This window comes from Streptomyces sp. NPDC059080, assembly GCF_042739975.1.
Taxonomy (GTDB): Bacteria; Actinomycetota; Actinomycetes; order Streptomycetales; family Streptomycetaceae; genus Streptomyces; species Streptomyces benahoarensis.
The window spans coordinates 58,997-76,775 of the sequence record NZ_JBHYGX010000012.1; the positions used below are offsets into that span (position 1 = coordinate 58,997).

Annotated in this window: 18 protein-coding genes; 9 read left to right on the forward strand and 9 right to left on the reverse strand. The window is 72.6% G+C overall.

The window, feature by feature from the left end; genetic code table 11:
* Positions 1-220: 220 nt before the first annotated feature.
* Positions 221-661 (forward strand): SPW repeat protein, encoded by a 441-nt coding sequence (locus tag ACFWWQ_RS12760; RefSeq protein ID WP_384594556.1) that lies wholly within the window; start codon positions 221-223, stop codon positions 659-661.
* 86 nt (positions 662-747) lie between these two features.
* On the opposite strand, the gene ACFWWQ_RS12765 is transcribed toward ACFWWQ_RS12760, so the two are convergent.
* The 3 genes from ACFWWQ_RS12765 to ACFWWQ_RS12775 form a co-directional block, all read right to left on the reverse strand.
* Positions 748-2,016, reverse strand: coding sequence for a cation:proton antiporter (locus tag ACFWWQ_RS12765; protein ID WP_384594559.1), 1,269 nt, complete (start codon positions 2,014-2,016; stop codon positions 748-750).
* Positions 2,017-2,022: 6 nt separating this feature from the next.
* Entirely contained in the window at positions 2,023-2,508 is a 486-nt protein-coding gene (locus ACFWWQ_RS12770; RefSeq protein WP_384594562.1) for a cation:proton antiporter regulatory subunit, read from the reverse strand.
* Positions 2,509-2,666: 158 nt separating this feature from the next.
* Entirely contained in the window at positions 2,667-2,873 is a 207-nt protein-coding gene (locus ACFWWQ_RS12775; protein ID WP_384594565.1) for a hypothetical protein, read from the reverse strand.
* Between the two features lie 335 nt (positions 2,874-3,208).
* Here ACFWWQ_RS12775 and ACFWWQ_RS12780 point away from each other — a divergent pair, with 335 nt between their 5' ends.
* Positions 3,209-4,261 (forward strand): enoyl-CoA hydratase/isomerase family protein, encoded by a 1,053-nt coding sequence (locus ACFWWQ_RS12780; protein ID WP_384594568.1) that lies wholly within the window; start codon positions 3,209-3,211, stop codon positions 4,259-4,261.
* A gap of 314 nt (positions 4,262-4,575) precedes the next feature.
* Here ACFWWQ_RS12780 and ACFWWQ_RS12785 read toward each other — a convergent pair whose 3' ends face one another.
* Entirely contained in the window at positions 4,576-4,926 is a 351-nt protein-coding gene (locus ACFWWQ_RS12785) for a nuclear transport factor 2 family protein (RefSeq protein WP_384594571.1), read from the reverse strand.
* Between the two features lie 118 nt (positions 4,927-5,044).
* Here ACFWWQ_RS12785 and ACFWWQ_RS12790 point away from each other — a divergent pair, with 118 nt between their 5' ends.
* The 4 genes from ACFWWQ_RS12790 (at position 5,045) to ACFWWQ_RS12805 (ending at position 9,383) form a co-directional block, all read left to right on the forward strand.
* On the forward strand, positions 5,045-5,824 hold the full coding sequence (locus ACFWWQ_RS12790; protein WP_384594574.1) for a helix-turn-helix domain-containing protein: 780 nt from the start codon (positions 5,045-5,047) through the stop codon (positions 5,822-5,824).
* Positions 5,825-5,986: 162 nt separating this feature from the next.
* A complete protein-coding gene (locus ACFWWQ_RS12795; protein WP_384594577.1) occupies positions 5,987-6,379 on the forward strand; it encodes a molybdopterin-binding protein in 393 nt (130 codons plus the stop codon).
* 90 nt (positions 6,380-6,469) lie between these two features.
* Positions 6,470-7,249 carry a molybdate ABC transporter substrate-binding protein gene (gene modA / locus ACFWWQ_RS12800; RefSeq protein ID WP_384594580.1) on the forward strand — a complete coding sequence of 260 codons (780 nt, stop codon included), beginning with the start codon at positions 6,470-6,472 and terminating at the stop codon, positions 7,247-7,249.
* A gap of 148 nt (positions 7,250-7,397) precedes the next feature.
* Positions 7,398-9,383, forward strand: a complete 1,986-nt coding sequence (locus ACFWWQ_RS12805) for an ABC transporter permease (RefSeq protein WP_384594583.1) — start codon at positions 7,398-7,400, stop codon at positions 9,381-9,383.
* 18 nt (positions 9,384-9,401) lie between these two features.
* Here ACFWWQ_RS12805 and ACFWWQ_RS12810 read toward each other — a convergent pair whose 3' ends face one another.
* From ACFWWQ_RS12810 to ACFWWQ_RS12830, 5 genes are all read right to left on the reverse strand, one after another.
* A complete protein-coding gene (locus ACFWWQ_RS12810) occupies positions 9,402-9,848 on the reverse strand; it encodes a nitroreductase family deazaflavin-dependent oxidoreductase (protein ID WP_384594586.1) in 447 nt (148 codons plus the stop codon).
* A gap of 126 nt (positions 9,849-9,974) precedes the next feature.
* Complete coding sequence (locus ACFWWQ_RS12815; protein WP_384594588.1) at positions 9,975-10,616, reverse strand: CatB-related O-acetyltransferase; 642 nt, start codon at positions 10,614-10,616, stop codon at positions 9,975-9,977.
* Positions 10,617-10,887: 271 nt separating this feature from the next.
* Positions 10,888-12,354: a SulP family inorganic anion transporter gene (locus tag ACFWWQ_RS12820; protein WP_384594591.1), complete on the reverse strand. Its 1,467-nt coding sequence runs from the start codon at positions 12,352-12,354 to the stop codon at positions 10,888-10,890.
* A 17-nt stretch (positions 12,355-12,371) separates the two neighbouring features.
* Positions 12,372-12,974, reverse strand: coding sequence for a carbonic anhydrase (locus ACFWWQ_RS12825; protein WP_384594594.1), 603 nt, complete (start codon positions 12,972-12,974; stop codon positions 12,372-12,374).
* A gap of 92 nt (positions 12,975-13,066) precedes the next feature.
* Positions 13,067-13,420: a hypothetical protein gene (locus tag ACFWWQ_RS12830; RefSeq protein ID WP_384594597.1), complete on the reverse strand. Its 354-nt coding sequence runs from the start codon at positions 13,418-13,420 to the stop codon at positions 13,067-13,069.
* A 771-nt stretch (positions 13,421-14,191) separates the two neighbouring features.
* Here ACFWWQ_RS12830 and ACFWWQ_RS12835 point away from each other — a divergent pair.
* The 3 genes from ACFWWQ_RS12835 to ACFWWQ_RS12845 all read left to right on the forward strand — a co-directional run bounded on the left by ACFWWQ_RS12835 (position 14,192) and on the right by ACFWWQ_RS12845 (position 17,777).
* Complete coding sequence (locus tag ACFWWQ_RS12835) at positions 14,192-15,148, forward strand: hypothetical protein (protein WP_384594600.1); 957 nt, start codon at positions 14,192-14,194, stop codon at positions 15,146-15,148.
* 209 nt (positions 15,149-15,357) lie between these two features.
* Entirely contained in the window at positions 15,358-16,809 is a 1,452-nt protein-coding gene (locus tag ACFWWQ_RS12840) for an amino acid permease (protein WP_384594603.1), read from the forward strand.
* A 98-nt stretch (positions 16,810-16,907) separates the two neighbouring features.
* Entirely contained in the window at positions 16,908-17,777 is an 870-nt protein-coding gene (locus tag ACFWWQ_RS12845; RefSeq protein ID WP_384594606.1) for a GNAT family N-acetyltransferase, read from the forward strand.
* The last annotated feature ends 2 nt before the right edge of the window (positions 17,778-17,779 follow it).

Genomic DNA, 17,779 nt, shown 5'->3' on the forward strand with positions numbered 1-17,779 from the left:
CGACCGGTAGGGAGCGTGACCCGGGCGACCGGGCAGCTCGTCATCCTCGCCCGCCCCTGAGACGCTTCCCGCGAAAGCCGCATACTCCGCACACTCCGGATACTCCGGCAAAAGGCGGTTACCGTCCCGCTACGCATAAAGGAGAGATAAGCGCAGAATGGAGATGTGTGGTTCCTGCCACGCGATACGGCCAGGCTTGCGGACGAAGGAGGCGAGTCGCATGGCCGACGTCTCACACAGCAGGGGAGACCTCGCAGGTCACCCCGATGTTTCGGAGATGCAGGCCCGGTACGACCGGGTGCTCGGCGGGCACGACGTGGCTCTCGTGGACGGACCGGTGTTCCTCGTCGGCCTGTTCTGCGCGGTCTCGCCGTGGATCGTGCACTTCACCGCGTCCCAGCCGGCGCTGATGACCCACAACCTCATCATGGGCATCGCCATCGCGACGCTGGGCCTCGGCTTCACGGTCCGGCCCGCCCGGATGTACGGACTGAGCTGGGCGATGTGCGCGATGGGTATCTGGATGATCATCGCGCCCTGGATCGTCGGCAGCGGCCCGGGCCGGGGTGTGATCTGGACCAACGCCGTGATCGGCGGTCTGACGTGCCTGCTGGGGCTGGTCTGCGTCGCGGTGTCCGGCAGAGGCCGCCAGCGCACCTGACACCGCGCGCACGGCCGATGACCGTGCGGACGGCCCGACGGCCGGCGCCCCTCGCGGGCACCGGCCGTTGTCGTGTGCGGGACCCGTCAGCCGCGGGTGCGGGCGGTGTCCCCCGGGGCGGCCGGGGACTCCTCGGCGGCGACCGGTTCCGGGCTCGGCGCGGCAGGCGCGGGTGCCGCCCCCGCCGGGGCCGGGGTGCGGCCCAGCAGCCGGGCCGTGCGGCGCGCCACCGGCTCCGTCCAGCGGGCGGCCAGCGGCCCGAGGATCACCAGGATCAGGACGTACGCGGTGGCCAGCGGGCCGATACGGGGCTCCACGCCGACCGCAAGACCGGCGATGACGATCGAGAACTCGCCGCGAGCCACCAGCGTGCCCCCGGTCCGCCAGCGGCCCGCCGTCCGCACCCCGGCGCGGCGGGCCGCGAACCACCCGGTGGCGATCTTGGTACCGGCGGTGATCACGGCCAGGATCAGCGCCGGGACGAGCACCGGCGGGATCGCCGCCGGATCGGTGTTGAGGCCGAAGAAGACGAAGAACACCGCGGCGAACAGGTCGCGCATCGGCGCCAGCAGATGGTGCGCGCCCTCGGCCACCTCGCCGGAGAGCGCGATCCCGACGAGGAACGCGCCGACCGCCGCCGACACCTGAAGCTGCTGCGCGACCCCGGCGACCAGCACCGTCAGGCCGAGCACCACCAGCAGCAGCATCTCCGGGTTGTCGGAGGAGACCGCCCGGCTGATCAGTCTGCCGTGCCGCAGCGCCACGTACAGGACCGCGCCGACCGTGCCGAGCGAGATCAGCAGGGTCAGGCTGCCGCCCGCCAGGCTCTGACCGGCCAGCAGCGCGGTGAGCAGCGGCAGGTAGACGGCCATCGCCAGGTCCTCGATGACGAGGACGCCGAGGATCACCGGCGTCTCGCGGTTGCCCAGCCGGCCGAGGTCGCCGAGCACCTTGGCGATCACGCCCGACGACGAGATCCAGGTGACACCGCCCAGCGCCACCGCCGCCACCGGCCCCCATCCCAGGACCAGTGCGGCCACCGCGCCCGGCACGGCGTTCAGCACGAAGTCGACGATCCCGGAGGGATACTGCGTCTTGAGGTTGGTGACCAGCTCCGAGGCGCTGTACTCCAGGCCCAGCAGGAGCAGCAGCAGGATGACGCCGATCTCGGCGCCGGTGGAGACGAATTCCTCACTGGCGTTGAGCGGCAGCAGCCCCCCGTGGCCGAAGGCGAGTCCGGCGAGCAGGTAGAGCGGAATCGGTGAGAATCCCACCCGCCCCGCGAGCCGGCCGAGTATGCCCAGGCCGAGGATGATGGCCCCGAGTTCGATGAGCAGCGCGGTGGTGTCGTGCACGGGCGGTTACCCTCCGGTGATCAATGCGGCGACGGCGTCCACGCCTTCCCGGGTGCCGACCACGACGAGGGTGTCGCCGATCGCGAAACGGAAGTCCGGGGTGGGCGAGGGCACGGCGTCGGTACGCCGCAGAACGGCGACGATGGACGCGCCGGTGCGGGTGCGGGCCGCGGTGGCCCCCAGGGTCCGCCCGGCGTACGGGGATCGTTTGGTGACCGGGATGTGCTCGGTGACCAGGTCGATCTCCGGATGCTGGTGGAGATGGGCGACGGGGTCGGGGAAGAGGAGCTTGGACAGCGCGCTCGCCTCCTGGGGGGTGAGCGCCACGGAGTCCTGGCAGCTGTCCTCGTCCTGCGGGTCGTGGAAGGCGAGAATGCGGCGGCCGTCCTGGTGGGCGACGACCGAGACGTGTCGTCCGCCGTCCGTGTCGAGGTCGTAGCGGGTGCCGACCCCGGGTAGGGCGGTCTTGCCGACGTGGGCCGATGGCTCCATGGAGGTGCTCCCTGCGGGGGTGCGTACAGCGTGCGGGCGTGCGAGGCCCCTGGCCGGACGGACCGGTACGACCGGTCGTCACTGGTCAGGCATTGTGCAGCATCCGGCGCCGGTGACCGGGGCCAGGCGGAGCGGGCCCCGAAGGAGGTGACGTGGTGTCAGCCGACGCGGGGCATATCGGGAATGCCGCTGCGCGCGCAGGGGGCGAGGCGGGGCCTGCGGTGCGGGACGAAGCCGTGAGCGTGGGCGGAGGCCCGCCGGACCCGGCGCGGCCGGACCGCGGCGCGGACGGGAGTGCGCGGGCGGCCGCCGGGGGCGGTGTGCGCGGCGGCGGGAACAACGGCGGACGAGGCGATGGTCGGCATGTCCGTCCCTCCCGTCGTCCTGGGCGTACGACCGTCGACCACGGAACGGGTGGCGACCGCACAACAGTGCGTTGTCGGCCCCGGCAGTTTAACCCAGCGGTAATGAGACGGATTTGGGCGGGAAAGTGGTGGGGGAGTCGGGTGGCGGCGCCCACGGACGGCCCCCGCGGGTGCCGTCCGTCGGGTACGGAAATCCGTCCCGCACCCGCCCGCGGAGGCGCGCCGTCTGATGGAGTGGGGGCGTCACCGACCGTCCGCGGCCCGCGGGCGCCGTACCGCTGGAAGGACCGACGAGAGATGCCGTTCACCACCCCGCAGCGCACCGGAGGCGTCCGATGACCGCCGCCGACGACTCCGTACTGCGCCGCACCGAGGGCCGCGCCGGACACCTCACCCTCAACCGGCCCCGGGCGCTCAACTCCCTCACCCACGGCATGGTGCGGCAGCTGTCGGCCGCGCTCGACGACTGGCGGGAGGACCCCGGCGTCGCCACCGTGGTGCTCTCCGGGGCCGGGGAGCGCGGGCTGTGCGCGGGCGGCGACATCCGCGCCATCCACGACGACGCCCGTGACGGCGATGGTGCCGCCGCCCGCGCCTTCTGGCGCGACGAGTACCGCCTCAACGCGCAGATCGCCCGCTACCCCAAGCCGTTCGTCGCGTTCATGGACGGCATCGTGATGGGCGGCGGCGTCGGCGTCTCCGCGCACGGCGCCGTCCGTATCGTCACCGAACGCTCCCGCATCGCCATGCCGGAGACCGCCATCGGCTTCGTGCCCGACGTCGGCGGACTCCATCTGCTGGCCGCCGCCCCCGGTGAACTCGGCACCCATCTCGCCCTCACCGGCGCCCCGATGACCGCCGGTGACGCCCTGCTGTGCGGTCTCGCCGACCACTTCGTGCCCGCCGCCCGCCTCCCGGAGCTCGCCGCCGGCCTCGCCACCGGGGACGTGGCGGAGACCGTGGCCCGGTACGCCGAGCCCGCGCCCGCCGCCGAACTCGCCGCCCACCGCGGCTGGATCGACGCCTGCTACGCCGCCGGCACCGTCGAGGAGATCGTCGACCGGCTGGAGCACAGCGGGGAGCCGGCGGCGAAGAGCGCCGCGCAGTCCCTGCGGGAACTCTCGCCGACCTCCCTGAAGGTCACCCTCGCCGCGCTGCGCCGGGTGCGCCGCCTCGGCTCGCTGGAACGCGTCCTCGACCAGGACTACCGCATCGCCTCCGCGGCACTCGCCTCGCCCGACCTGGTGGAGGGCATCCGTGCCCGCATCGTCGACAAGGACCGGTCGCCCCGCTGGTCACCGGCGCGTCTGAAGGACGTCACCGACGGCGAGGTCGCCCGGCACTTCCGCTCGCTGGGCCCCGGCGAACTCGGCCTCGCGGACGGCTGACCGCCGCTCAGCCACCGGCGTCGGCCCCGTCACCGCACAGCGCGTACAGCAGCTCGCTGCCCGGGCGCACTCGCGGGTGTCCCGGAAGACGCCGTCCGGGCGACGACCTGTCAGGCCCGCTCGCCCGCCCGCCCCGGCCCGGACATTCGCAACGAAGCAGGCCACCACGGGCGGCGTGGTGGCCTGCTTCTCGGGAAGGGCGGCGGCCGTCGGTCCGGTGAGGTGATCGGGGCACATCGGGTGAGCGCACGTCAGGACCGGTTGTCAGACTCACTGTTGCTGCGGTCGGTGACCGGGACCTGTTGCGGCTCTCCTCACGCAGGAACCTTGTCCAGAAAACCGTGGACGTCCTGGATCCGGCCCGACGCGTCCAGCACCAGGACATCGAAGCCGATCACCAGTGGCTCGGCGCCCTCCGGGCCCAGGCCCCAGCGGAAACGCACCTGACGGTGGTGCGCGTCGACCTCGCCGACCTGGGTGAACACGAACCCCGGGAACTGCGCCTGGACGCCGTCGATGACCGCGGTGATCCCCTCATGGCCGGCGACCTCGGCCAACGGGTCGGTGTACGTCGCCTCGGGTGACCAGTGCGCGGCGAGCAGCGCCGCCCGCTCGTCGCCGGACGTGTTCCAGGTGGCCAGGTACTGCTGAACGACGGTCTTCATGGTGTTTCTCCCGTTCGTTTCGATCGGCTGATGCCCGGAATCCTGGCCCGGGGCCGCCGCCCGATCCATGACCTCGGAGGTCATGGCCGCCCGGACCGCACCGCTTAGGCTCCTGGGCATGAGCGTTGCAGTCGAAGCCCCGCCGGTCGGCGCGCTGTTGCGGACCTGGCGCGAACGCCGCAGGTTCAGCCAGCAGGAACTCTCCAACCGTTCGCGGGTCTCCACCCGGCACCTCAGCCGGGTGGAGACCGGCAAGGCGCGCCCGACACCGGAGATGCTCATGCACCTCTCCGACAACCTCGATGTGCCGCTACGGGAGCGCAATCGCCTCCTGCTGGCCGCCGGGTACGCACCGCGCTATCAGGACCGCCCGTGGGACGACGCCTCGCTCGCGGTCGTGATGGACGGTCTGCGGCGGCTCCTCGACGCCCATCTGCCCTACCCCGCACTCCTGTTGGACGACCACTGGGACATCGTCGACGCCAACGCCGCCGTCGATCAGCTGCTGGCCGGTTGCGCGCCGGAGCTGCTGGAGCCGCCGGTCAACGTGGTCCGGGTCTGCCTCCATCCCGACGGGCTGGCCCGCCGGATCGGCAATCTCGCGGAGTGGGGCGGCCATCTGCTGCACCAGGTGAGCCACCGCGCCGAGCGCACCCACGACCGGCGCCACCGCGAGCTGGCCGCGGAGATCGCCGGATACCTCGGCGGAACCGATACGGTCACCCCTCCTGCGGGGCCGGTCATCACCCTCGAAATCGGCGCCGACGGCAGCCCGCTCCGCTTCTTCAGCACCTCCGCCACCCTCAGTACCGCCACCGATGCCGCCCTGGAGGGGCTGCATCTGGAAACCTTCCTGCCTGCTGACGACGGGACGCGGCGCCGGTTCGACCGACGGTAGGCCGGGTGGAGAGTGCGGCGGGCCCCGAACGGTCCCGGGCGAACGGCCCGGAGGCGCCCGCCCCGCGGGGCCTGGCGGAATCTCCGAGGCACCTCGCATCTGCCCTGGTCGTCGACCCGAAGGGATTGCAGATGCGGGAGAATCCCGCATATCTTTCCGCATATGCAGTCCTACACCATCGGCCGGGCCGCGCGGCTGCTGGGCGTCAGCCCGGACACCGCGCGCCGCTGGGCCGACGCCGGGCGGATCGCCACCCATCGCGACGAGAGCGGCCGCCGGATGATCAACGGCCGGGACCTAGCCGCTTTCGCCGTCGAGAACGGCCGCGGCGACACCGCCGAGGAGGGGTCCCACACCTCCGCGCGTAACGCCTTCCCCGGCATCGTCACCGCCGTCACCCTCGGCGATGTGGCGGCCCAGGTGGAGATCCAGGCCGGTCCGCACCGCCTGGTCTCCCTGCTCACCCGGGAAGCCGTCGAGGAACTCGGCCTGGAGGTCGGTACGGAGGCCACCGCCCGGGTCAAGGCCACCAGCGTCCACATCGACCGCGCCTGAGCCACGCCCGGCGATGCCGCGCCGCGCCGCACAGCCCGTCCCCGTCCGTCCGGGGCGCCCCGGACCCGCCCCGCTTCGAAGGAGCCCTTCATGCCGCCTGCCGTGACCCGCCGCCGCGCCACCGTCGCGCTCGTGACCGCCGCCCTGCTCGTCCCGCTCGCCGCCTGCGGCAACGACAAGGAGAAGGACACCAAGGGCGCCGCCGGGACCGATCTGACGGTGCTCGCCGCCGCCTCCCTCACCGATGTCTTCACGACGGCGGGCGCCGCGTACGAGCACGCGCACCCCGGCACCAAGGTGCACTTCTCCTTCGCCGGTTCGCAGGAACTGGCCGCCCAGGTCCGCCAGGGCGCTCCCGCCGACGCGTTGGTCACCGCCGACACCAAGACCATGGACGGGCTCCGCGCCGACACCGGCAAGCCGACCGTCATCGCCCGGAACCGCCTGGTCATCGCCGTCGGCAAGGACAATCCGAAGAAGATCCACGGCCTGAAGGACCTCACCGGCTCCGGTGTGAAGGTGGTGCTCGCCGCAGCCGAGGTGCCCGTGGGGCGGTACAGCGAGCAGGTGCTCGGCAAGCAGCACCTGACGGTCAAGCCGGTCTCCCAGGAGCCCAACGTCCGCGCCGTGCTCAGCAAGGTCGAACTCGGCGAGGCGGACGCCGGGATCGTCTACCGGACGGATGCGGCGACCGCACCCGGCAAGGTCGACGCCATCACCCTCCCCGACGCGCAGAACGCCGTCGCCGACTACCCCGCCGCCACCCTCAAGTCCTCCCGGCACACCGCGGCCGCCGCCGCGTTCGTGACGTGGCTCGGCACCCCCGAGGCCCAGCAGATCCTGCGCAAGGCCGGGTTCCAGCAGCCCTGACCGACGCCGCGCGCCGGGGCCGCGGCAGGTCCCGGCGCCCCGGCCCGCGCGCCCGCATCCGTACGGCCGCGGCCCGGACCACCCCAGGCCCCGAGCGCCCCGCCACCGTCCGCCAACCCCCACGACCCGCCATGTCACAGGAGCCGCCATGACACCCCGCCGCCCTCCGCGGTCCCGGCGGCCCGGGGCCCGTACGCCCGTCGCCCTCGCGGTGCCCGCGCTGCTGGCCGTGGCGTTCCTGCTGATGCCGCTCGTGGGCGTCCTCGCCCGTACCTCCTGGAGCGAGCTGGGCACCCACCTCACCAGCCCCGGCGTCACCGAGGCGCTGCGGCTGTCGTTGCTGGTCTCCTTCTGGGCGTTGGGCCTGTCCCTGCTGCTCGGGGTGCCGCTCGCCTGGCTGCTGGCGCGCGTCGCGTTCCCCGGGAAGACACTGGTGCGTTCGCTGGTGCTGCTGCCGATGGTGCTGCCGCCGACCGTCGGCGGCGTCGCGCTGCTCCTCGGCTTCGGCCGCCGCGGCGTGCTCGGCCCGTGGCTGGAGGACACCTTCGGGCTCACCCTGCCGTTCCACACCTCCGGCGCCGTCGTCGCCGCCACCTTCGTCGCCATGCCGTTCCTGGTCATCAGCCTCGAAGGCGCCCTCGCCGGACTCCGCCCCGCCTACGAGGAGACCGCGGCCTCCCTCGGCGCCTCACCGGTACGGGTCTTCGCCACCGTCACCCTCCCGATGATCGCGCCGGGTCTCGCCGCGGGCGCCGCCCTGACCTGGGCCCGGGCCCTCGGGGAATTCGGCGCCACCATCACCTTCGCCGGGAACCTGCCCGGCACCACCCAGACGCTGCCGCTCCAGGTGTATCTGCTGCTCCAGGACTCCCCGGAGGCCGCCACCTCGGTCTCCCTGCTGCTGCTCGCCATCGCCATGGCCGTCCTGGTGGCCCTGCGCGGCCGCTGGGCCGGGACGCCTGCCCGCCGCACACCCCGCCGCCCCGCCCCCGCCGACCGGCCGGGCGCCACCGCCACCCCCGACGGCCGTACGCACCCGAGCCACGGCGCCGGCCACGACATCCCCGGCCACGACACCCCCGGCCCGGCACCGGAGGACCGGCACGCCCTCCACGCCGACGTCACCGGCTTCACCACCCTCACCCTCGACGCCGCACCCGGCACCACCCTCGCCGTCGTCGGCCCCAACGGCGCGGGCAAGACCACCCTGCTGCGGGCCCTGCTCGGCCTCACCCCGCGCGCCCGCGCCGGCCTGCGGCTCGGCGACCGCGACGCCACCGCGCTGCCCCCGCACCGCCGCGGCGTCGCCTGGGTCCCCCAGGACGGCGCGCTCTTCCCGCACCTGAGCGCCCTGAGCAACACCGCGTACGGACTGCGCGCCCACGGCGTGCCGCGCGCCACGGCCCGCCGCGCGGCCCAGGAGTGGCTGGACCGGCTCGGCGTCGGCCCGCTGGCCCACCGCCGCCCCGGCCAGCTCTCCGGCGGCCAGGCCCAACGCGTCGCCCTGGCCCGGGCGCTGGCGGCCCGTCCCCGGCTGCTCCTCCTCGACGAACCGCTCGCCGCCCTCGACCAGACCACCCGCGCCCACGTCCGCCACACCCTCCGCCGCCACCTCGCGGGCTTCGGCGGCGTCTGTCTGATCGTCACCCACGACCCGGTCGAGGCGGTGTCGCTCGCCGACCGGGTGCTGGTCCTCGACGGTGGCCGGGCGCTCCAGGACGCGCCGCCCGCCGAGGTCACCCGCAGCCCGCGCTCCCCGTGGGTCGCCCGGATGCTGGGCCGCAACGCCTGGCCGGGCACCGCCACCGCCGACGGCCTCGCCCTCGACGGCGGCGGCCATGTCATCGCCGCCGACCCTCTCCCCGAAGGCACCGCGGCGCTCGCGATCCTGGCGCCGGAGGCGGTCTCCGTCCACCGCGAACGGCCCGGGGGCAGCCCCCGTAACGTCTGGCCCGGCACCGTACGCGAGATCACCGCCGCGGGCAGCAGACTGCGGATACAGATCGCCTCGCCGGAGACGCCCGATCTCGTCGCGGAGGTCACCCCGGGCGCCGCCGCCGAACTGGGGCTGGCCGACGGCGTCGCCGTCTGGACGAGCGTCAAGGCGACGGAGGTCTCCCTCGTCGCCCTGTGACGCCGTCGGCCCGGCCGGTCAGTGCGGGCGCTCGGCCGGTTCCAGGACGAAGACCGGGATCGTCCGGTCCGTCTTCTTCTGGTAGTCGGCGTAGTCCGGGAACGCCGCCACGGCCCGCGCCCACCATTCGGCCTTCTCGGCGCCGTGCACCTCACGCGCCGTCATGTCCTGCCGCATCGGGCCGTCCTGCAGCTCCAGCCGGGGGTCCGCGACCAGGTTGTGGTACCAGACCGGGTGCCGGGGCGCGCCGCCCAGCGACGCCACCGCCGCGTACCGGCCGTGGTGCTCCACCCGCATCAGCGGGGTCTTGCGCAGCTTCCCGCTCCTCGCGCCCCGGGTGGTCAGCAACACCACCGGCATCCCGCGCATGGTCGTGCCCTGCTGCCCGCCGGAGCTCTCGATCAGCTCGACCTGTTCGCGCACCCATGGCGTGGGGCTCGGCTCGTACTCGCCCTCAAGAGGCATCGATGGCTCCTCGTCCTCGTCGTTGCCGTCACGCCGCCGCACGGCGGCCCGTCCCACTCAACACCGGCGGCCCGCGGATCACTCCCCAACCGGGCAGTCGTGTCGCGCCGTCGGTCCACGGCGCGGTCACCCCCGGGGCGCCGCCGCCTCCAACTCCCCGACGCTCCCCGACATCAGCGTGCGGACGTGCGCGGTGAGGTGTGTGGCGGGCCAGTCCCACCAGGCGACGGCCAGCAGGCGGGCGATGTCCGCGTCGCTGTGGCGGGTGCGCAGGAGGCGGGCCGGGTTGCCGCCGACGATGCCGTAGTCGGGGACGTCGGAGGTGACGACCGAACCGGCGCCGATGATCGCGCCGTGGCCGATGCGGACGCCGGGCAGCACCGTCGCGCCGTGGCCGAACCAGACGTCATGGCCGACGACGGTGTCGCCCCGGTCGGGCAGGCCGGTGAGCAGGTCGAAGTGGTCGGCCCAGGCGCCGCCCATGGTGGGGAACGGGAAGGTCGAGGGGCCGTCCATCCGGTGGTTGGCGCCGTTCATCAGGAACCGCACGCCGGTGCCGAGCGCGCAGAACTTGCCGATGACCAGCTTCTCCGGCCCGTAGTGGTACAGCACATTGCGTGTCTCGAACGCGGTCGCGTCCTCCGGATCGTCGTAGTACGTGAACTCCCCGACCTCGATCAGCGGGGACGTCACCAGCGGCTTCAGCAGCACCACCCGCGGCTGTCCGGGCATCGGGTGGAGGGTCGTCGGGTCGGGCGGTACAGGCATGGCGGGCGGCTCCTCGGCGTCCGACGGCGGTCAGCCGCCCATGATCGCCGACCCGCGCCGTCCGGCACACCCGATTTCCCGCGGGCGTACGGCCGTTGCCGTCCCCGTCCCGCCGCGGCAGGCGCTCTTCCACGCGGCGCCGCCGCACCCGTACGGTCACCCCGCCCGCCGTCCGACGACACCCGATGAGGACCGCACATGCCCGCGCAGCGGACCGCTGCCCCGGACCGTCCGTGGGGACGTGCCCGGGGCAGCGGCGGCTAACGCCCCGTCACGACGCCAGGACCGGCTCCGAGCGGGTCCGGCGGCGCTGCTCCGACCAGCTGTGCAGCGCGGTGGCGCAGGCGTGGTCGAGATGGCGCAGCGCGCTCAGGTCCAGCTCGACCTCGCGGCCTTGGGGCAGCTCCGCGAGCTGGTCCAGCAGCTTCGGCAGCCGCAGGAACGTCGCATTGCCCATGGCCCGCACCCGGATCGGCACGTCCCCGTCGGGCACCTCGATCTCCAGGTGCACCTGCGAGGTGTCCCACGCGGTCTTGGCGACGGCCAGCAGCAGACCGATCAGCACGCCCTCGAACATGTTGACCGTGACGATCGACACCGCCGTCACCAGCAACACCAGCGCCTCACCGCGGTGCTCACGCCACAGCGGCCGCAGCTCGCGCAGCGGGATCAGCTTCCACCCGGCGTGCACCAGCACACCCGCCAGCGCCGCGACCGGCACAACGCCGAGCGCCGCCGGGAACACCGCCGCGAACAGCAGGATCCACCCCCCGTGCAGCACCCTCGACGCCTTGCTCCGCGCGCCCGCCTGCACATTGGCGGCGCTCCGCACGATCACCGCGGTCATCGGCAGCGCGCCGAGCACCCCGCACACCGCGTTGCCCGCGCCCTGCGCCATCAGCTCCTTGTCGTAGTCGGTCCGCGGCCCGTCGTGCAGCCGGTCCACCGCCGCCGCGCTGAACAGCGACTCCGCCGACGCGATCAGGGCGAACGACACCACCGAGCCCAGCACCAGCGGTTCGGTCAGCCGCCCGATGTCGGCGAGACCGGGTGGCTGCACCGCCTCCAGCAGCCCGCTGACCTCGACCCGCGCCACCGGCAGATCCAGCACGAACACCGCGGCGGTGGCGAGCAGTACCGCGGCCAGCGGCGCCGGGAGCACCCGCGCCGCCCGCTTCCAGCGCGGCCACAGCACCAGCACGGCGATGGTGCCCGCACCGACCGCGAAGGCGGTGGCGCCGCCGCCGTCCCGGGCCGTCTCCCAGGCCAGCCGGGGCAGCCCCGCGAGATTGGCGAGCCCGTCACCGGGCGCCTTGGCGTCGGTGAGGGTGTAGAGCTGCCCGGCGATCAGCACCAGCCCGATACCGGCCAGCATGCCCTGGACGACGGCGACCGAGATGGCCCGGAACCACCGCCCCCACCGCAGCGCGCCCATGAGCAGTTGCAGCGCACCGGCGGCCAGCACGAGGGCGCCCAGCGCCCCCAGGCCGTACGCCTGCACCGCCTCGTACACGAGGACGGTCAGCCCGGCCGCCGGGCCGCTGACCTGGAGGCTGCTGCCGGGCAGCAGGCCCGTCAGCAGACCGCCGACGATGCCGGTGACCAGGCCCAGTTCGGCGGGGACACCGGAGGCCACCGCGACGCCCACACAGAGCGGCACGGCGACGAGGAAGACGACGAGGGACGCGGCGAGGTCCGCCCGGAGGGACGGGAGTCGGTTCACGAGCAGTCGATTCATGGTGGGGGGACCTGCGGTCACAGCGGGAGGAACGAGTCGGACGCCGGGTCGTGCACGGTGACCCGGCCGGTGTGCACCTCGTAGAACCAGCCGTGCAGCCCGACGGAGCCGTTCGCCAGCCGTTCGCGCACGCTCGGGTACGCGCGGAGCCGGTCGACCTGTTCGCAGACATGGCGGCGGACGGCGTTGGCCGCGGCCGGTTCCACGTCGTGGGGCAGCGAGTCGGACAGTTCCTGGCTGAGCCATTCGTGGACGTCCGGCGCCGCGGTCAGGTCCTCCCCACGGCATTTCGCGCCGACCGCGCCGCAGTGCGAATGGCCGCAGACGACGATGTCGGCGACCTCCAGGACCCGCATGGCGTACTCGATCGTGGCGGCCTCGGAACTGGCCGCCCGGCCGGGGGCGTAGCGGGGCACGGCGTTGCCCGCCGTGCGCAGTTCGAAGAGTTCCCCGGGGCGCGCGCCGGTGATCAGCGACGGGATGACCCGGGAGTCGGAGCAGGTGATGAAGAGGGCGAGCGGCGACTGACCGGCGGCGAGCCGCCCGTACGTCTCCCGCTCCTCCTGGAGGCCGGCGATACGGGCACTGTGGCCCCGGGCGTGCTGGATGAAGGTGTCCATGGGGACGGGGTCTCCTGCTGATGAGGGTGGGCCGTGGAACGCCGCCCGAGGGCGGCGGGAACGCGTGGTGCGGTCGGTCCGTGGCGTGCTCATCAGCAGCGGAAGACGCAGTGCAGGACGGAGAGTGCGGACGGCTGCCGTCTGCCGTCGCCGGTCCGCGGCGGCGCGCCGGGCCCGCCGGTCGCGGGTGCCCGGGCGGCCGGGGCGCGGTCCCGGGCCGCCGGAGCATCCGGGGGCGGCGGCGGGGCGGCGTGGCGGGGGCCGCGCCGCACCCCGTGGCCGCGTTCCGTCTCGCGTTCGGCGAGTTCACCGTTGGTGTAGTTCGGCGAGGTGAGGGCGGGCGGTGCCGCCGCGGTGGTTGCGGTCGCCGGTGCCGCGACCGCGGCGGTGGCGGTCGGCGCCGCGGCGCCCAGCAGGAAGAGGAGGAGCACGGCGAGCGTGGTCATCGGTCGTACGGCCGGACGGCGTCGGCCCGGCGTGTTCTTGTCCCGGCGCATCATCGCCTCTCGGTTTCGGCCGGCCTGCGGGGCCGGTCGTGGTCGGGTGTACCGGTCAACGGACGTACGGGCGGAAGGGTGCGCGGCCCGGCGCGGGGCGGCGGCGCGCGGCCGGGGCGCCCGTGCCCCGTGGGGGCGTACGCCACCGCACGCTCTGAAGGTAAAAGAATCACCAAGTGAGTGTCAATGAAAGGCAATTCGGCGATCGGGTGAATGCCACCCCGTGCGCCATATTTGGCGCAATCCCGCTGCCCGTTGTGGTGCGGGAGGGGGCGAAGGGGGTGCCTCCTCGGCGGATCGGTCGCGCGCCGGTCAACGGGGCGGCGGTCGCGGGGTGTGGGGGATGCCCTGACCTGCGGCCCTCCCGCGAGGCTCCCCGGGGAGGGCCGACGGGCGAGGCGCGAGGGCGACGACCTGGTCTGACACATCATCAGATATGAAGATGATGAAAAGAAGTGCATATGCCAAACAGTTGACGAGCTCCGTCATTGAATGGTGAAGAAGGGCGGTCCGATGGTGCGAAGGGTGGCGGGATAACCCCTCGAATGGGTGGGGCAAAAGGTACGGAAGTCGATATTCCAGGCGACTATTTTCGCTCTCACTTGGAGGTGAGTAGGGTGTGCCCCGCCACAGCCGGATCGGGGGAAACGATCCGGCTTAATTAGGCGCGCAAGGAATGTGAGCGGGGGACGATGACGCCTTCAGGACCAGGAGGGGCTCATGGCGGCTGGCTCATTCGAAGGGCAGTACGTGTGGAGTCCGGCGGCCAATGACCGGCAGTTGGCGCAGGCGTGTATGGATGTCAGGGCCGGCCGGTACTTCAGCGCACATGAGGTACTCAAAGAGGCTCGCGGGGATTTCGAGGTCCGGGCACACCGGTCGTTGGTGCTGGCATCGGAAGCCGCCGACTCGGACCTGTCGGAACGCTGGATAGCGGAAGAACCCGGACCGGAAGCCGCACTCATGTGGGCGCGGGTCGCGATGATCCGGGCATTGCGCATGGCGGATACCGACGACCGACGGCACGAAGCCCTGGTGCGCATCGCGCGGACGGCGGCGGAGCGCGCCACCCAGCTGCTGCCCGACGACCCCACGCCCTGGGTCTGCCAGCTGGCGCTGTCGCGTTTTCAGCGCCCCCGTGATCCGGCGCCGCAGGGCCTCCTCACCGCGCCCGCCGGACCGTGGTACCTCTTCGCCCACATCCTCCGCATCGACCCCTGGCACCGCGAGGCCCACCACCGCTTCCTCGCCTTCTTCTTCAGCCGCAACGGCGGCTCGGCGAGCGCCAGCTGGGACGTTGCCGCCTTCCTCGGGCAGCGGGCCGCGGCCTCCTCGCCGCTGCGGCTGCTGCCGCTGGTCGCGCTGGTCGACGAGTACAACCCGACCGCGCTGCTGGCCGACCGCACCTGGGAACAGCCGCAGTGGACCAGCACCGCGCTGAGCATCCACCGCCACTGGTTCCCCCATGTGGCCGACTACCGCTTCGTGCCGGTGGTCGACCTCTCCTATCTCGCGCATGCGCTGTTCATGGCGAAGCGTGAATTCGAGGCGCGCGAGGTCTTCACGGCGATGGGGCCCTATGCGGCCCGTATGCCGTGGAGTGCTTTCGGGCCGCCCGAAGAACAATTGACGAAGGCCAGGCGTTCGTGCGGTCTGCCGGTCCCCGGGGCCGCCTGAGCGCATTTCTCCTTCCGCTGCGGAAACCTGCGTGAGGTCCGACGTGTACCGATAGCGCCGAAAGTGCGACTGTTCGCCCCCACCGAAGTCCCCCTATCAGCTCTGTCAGAAAGGATACGTTTGTGTCCGAGCGCATTGCGCCGCCCCACGCGGAAACACCCCGCCCGGTGGATACCGGGACGCTCGATGACGATGCCACGCTGCATGCGATGGGATATCCACGGAAACTCACCAGGAGATTCCGCGCCTTCGACAATTTCGCGATCTCTTTCACCATCATCAATATCATCTCCGGGATCTTCTCCTCCTTCGGATTCGGAATGAACGCGGGCGGCCCGCGGATTCTGGTGTTCGGCTGGATCGGCGTCTCGGTCATGGTGCTGTTCGTCGGCGCCGCGATGGGTGAAATCGCCTCCGCCTACCCCACCAGCGGCGCTCTCTATTTCTCCGCCGGAAAGCTCGCCAAGCGCCACCGCGGCGCCTGGTCCTGGTACACCGGCTGGCTCAACTTCGTCGGCCAGGTCGGCGGCACCGCGGCCACCAACTTCGCTGCCGCCACCTTCATCCAGGCGTTCCTCACCATGCAGTGGCCGTCCTACGTCGCCACCCCGCAGCAGACCGTCGGCATCACCGCCGTCATCCTGCTGCTCCAGGCGCTGGCCAACACCTACACCGTGCGGCTGGTTGCCGTGTTCAACCGTATTTCCGTGTGGTGGCTGCTCATCGGCATGGTGGTGATCGTCACCGCGCTGATGATCATCCCCGACAGTCACCAGCCGGCGTCGTTCGTCACCCATTTCGCCAACAACACCGGTTTCACCCATGCCCTTTACGGCGGAATGCTCGGACTGCTGGTCACCAGCTGGACGTTCACCGGCTTCGACGGCAGCTTTCACATGTCGGAAGAGACCGTGAAGGCCACCGTCAACGCCCCGCGCGGGATCATGCGCGCCATCAGCTACTCCGCGCTCACCGGCCTCATCCTCATGCTCGCACTGGTGTACGCGATCAAGGATTACGGCCATGCGGCCAGCGCCGATGCGCCGCCCGTGCAGATTCTCATCGACGCGCTCGGGCCGGGCACCGCCAAGCTGCTCCTGCTGATCGTCATCGGCGCGATGCTCTTCTGCGGGCTCGCCAACATGACCAGCAATACCCGGCAGATCTTCGCCTTCTCCCGCGACGGTGCGATGCCTGGTTCCCGCTGGTGGCATTCGGTCTCCGCGCGCACCCGCACGCCCGTCAAGGCGGTATGGCTCGCCGCCGCCTGCCCGCTCGTGCTGGTGCTGCCGGGATGGTGGTCACACACCGCGTTCACCGCTGTCGTCAGCGTGAATGTCGTGGGCCTCTTCCTCGCGTACGGTGTGCCGATATTCCTCCGCCTGCGCCTCGACGACTTCCAGCCCGGCCCGTGGAACCTCGGGCGATTCGGCAAGCCCGTCGCCTTCGTCGCGGTGACCTGGATCGTGATCAGCAATGTGCTGTTCATGCTGCCGCAGGCGTCACCGATCACCGCGGCATCGTTCAACTACGCGCCGATCGCCCTCGCGGTGGTCCTCGTCATCGCCACCGTCTGGTGGTTCGCCACCGCCCGCCGCCGCTTCCAGGGGCCGGTCAGCTACGGTCGCCCCGACGAGGTCGCCGCCATGGACCTCATCTGACACCCCGTCCGACCACGGGCCCCCGGGGGTACGCGATGCGCCGTACGGCCGCCGCGTACCCCCGCCGCACACCGGCCCCGACCGAAGGGACGCCACCGATGCCCTCCACCGGCACCTCCGCCCCGTCAAGCGAACTCACCGTCACCGCCGCCTCGTCGGACGACTGGCGGCTCGTCGAGCAGTGGGCGGCGGACGAGGAGTGGAACCCCGGGCTCGCCGACACCGGGTGCTTCCACCCCACCGACCCGGCCGGATTCTTCACCGGTCGCCTCGGCGACCGCACCGTCTCCGCCGTCTCCGTCGTCACCTACTCCGACACCTACGCCTTCCTCGGCTACTACCTCGTCCACCCCGAACACCGCGGGCAGGGCCTGGGCCTGGCCACCTGGCGCGCCGCCGTGCCGCACGCCGGGACCCGCACCATCGGCCTCGACGCCGTCCCCGCCCAGAAGGCCACCTACGAGCGCGCCGGGTTCACCGCCGCCTACGAATCCGTCCGCTACGCCGGGCGCCCCGCCCCGGCCGACGGGGCCTCGGCCGCCGAGCCGTTCACCGCCGGCCATCGGGACGCGGTCCTCGCCTACGACCGGACATGCTTCCCCGCCGACCGGCACGGCTTCCTCGCCCGTTGGCTGACCGCGCCCGGCCACACCGTCCGCATCGTGCTCCGCGACGGGGCCCTCACCGGTTACGGGGTGATCCGCCCGGCCCGCAGCGGGCACCGCATCGGCCCGCTCTTCGCCGACACCCCCGAGGACGCCGCCGCGCTCTTCGACGCGCTCGCCGCGGCCGCGGGCCCGGGCACCGAGGTCGTCATCGATGTGCCCGAAACCGCCGCCGCCACCCAGGAGTGGGTCATCGGACGGGGCCTGGTGCCCGTCTCCCGGTCCACCCGGATGTACACCGGCGCCGTCCCGCCCGTCCGCCAGGAGCGGATCCACGGGACCACCAGCCTGGAGTTGGGCTAGAC

Excerpts from the sequence above, each read along its gene's own strand:
- ACFWWQ_RS12815 (WP_384594588.1), bottom strand. The coding sequence starts at position 10,616 with ATGCCTGTACCGCCCGACCCGACGACCCTCCACCCGATGCCCGGACAG.
- ACFWWQ_RS12790 (WP_384594574.1), top strand. The coding sequence starts at position 5,045 with ATGAGCGTTGCAGTCGAAGCCCCGCCGGTCGGCGCGCTGTTGCGGACC.
- ACFWWQ_RS12835 (WP_384594600.1), top strand. The coding sequence starts at position 14,192 with ATGGCGGCTGGCTCATTCGAAGGGCAGTACGTGTGGAGTCCGGCGGCC.
- ACFWWQ_RS12810 (WP_384594586.1), bottom strand. The coding sequence starts at position 9,848 with ATGCCTCTTGAGGGCGAGTACGAGCCGAGCCCCACGCCATGGGTGCGC.
- ACFWWQ_RS12760 (WP_384594556.1), top strand. The coding sequence starts at position 221 with ATGGCCGACGTCTCACACAGCAGGGGAGACCTCGCAGGTCACCCCGAT.
- ACFWWQ_RS12795 (WP_384594577.1), top strand. The coding sequence starts at position 5,987 with ATGCAGTCCTACACCATCGGCCGGGCCGCGCGGCTGCTGGGCGTCAGC.
- modA (WP_384594580.1), top strand. The coding sequence starts at position 6,470 with ATGCCGCCTGCCGTGACCCGCCGCCGCGCCACCGTCGCGCTCGTGACC.
- ACFWWQ_RS12830 (WP_384594597.1), bottom strand. The coding sequence starts at position 13,420 with ATGACCACGCTCGCCGTGCTCCTCCTCTTCCTGCTGGGCGCCGCGGCG.
- ACFWWQ_RS12805 (WP_384594583.1), top strand. The coding sequence starts at position 7,398 with ATGACACCCCGCCGCCCTCCGCGGTCCCGGCGGCCCGGGGCCCGTACG.
- ACFWWQ_RS12845 (WP_384594606.1), top strand. The coding sequence starts at position 16,908 with ATGCCCTCCACCGGCACCTCCGCCCCGTCAAGCGAACTCACCGTCACC.
- ACFWWQ_RS12825 (WP_384594594.1), bottom strand. The coding sequence starts at position 12,974 with ATGGACACCTTCATCCAGCACGCCCGGGGCCACAGTGCCCGTATCGCC.
- ACFWWQ_RS12775 (WP_384594565.1), bottom strand. The coding sequence starts at position 2,873 with ATGCCGACCATCGCCTCGTCCGCCGTTGTTCCCGCCGCCGCGCACACC.
- ACFWWQ_RS12785 (WP_384594571.1), bottom strand. The coding sequence starts at position 4,926 with ATGAAGACCGTCGTTCAGCAGTACCTGGCCACCTGGAACACGTCCGGC.
- ACFWWQ_RS12820 (WP_384594591.1), bottom strand. The coding sequence starts at position 12,354 with ATGAATCGACTGCTCGTGAACCGACTCCCGTCCCTCCGGGCGGACCTC.
- ACFWWQ_RS12840 (WP_384594603.1), top strand. The coding sequence starts at position 15,358 with ATGGGATATCCACGGAAACTCACCAGGAGATTCCGCGCCTTCGACAAT.
- ACFWWQ_RS12780 (WP_384594568.1), top strand. The coding sequence starts at position 3,209 with ATGACCGCCGCCGACGACTCCGTACTGCGCCGCACCGAGGGCCGCGCC.
- ACFWWQ_RS12770 (WP_384594562.1), bottom strand. The coding sequence starts at position 2,508 with ATGGAGCCATCGGCCCACGTCGGCAAGACCGCCCTACCCGGGGTCGGC.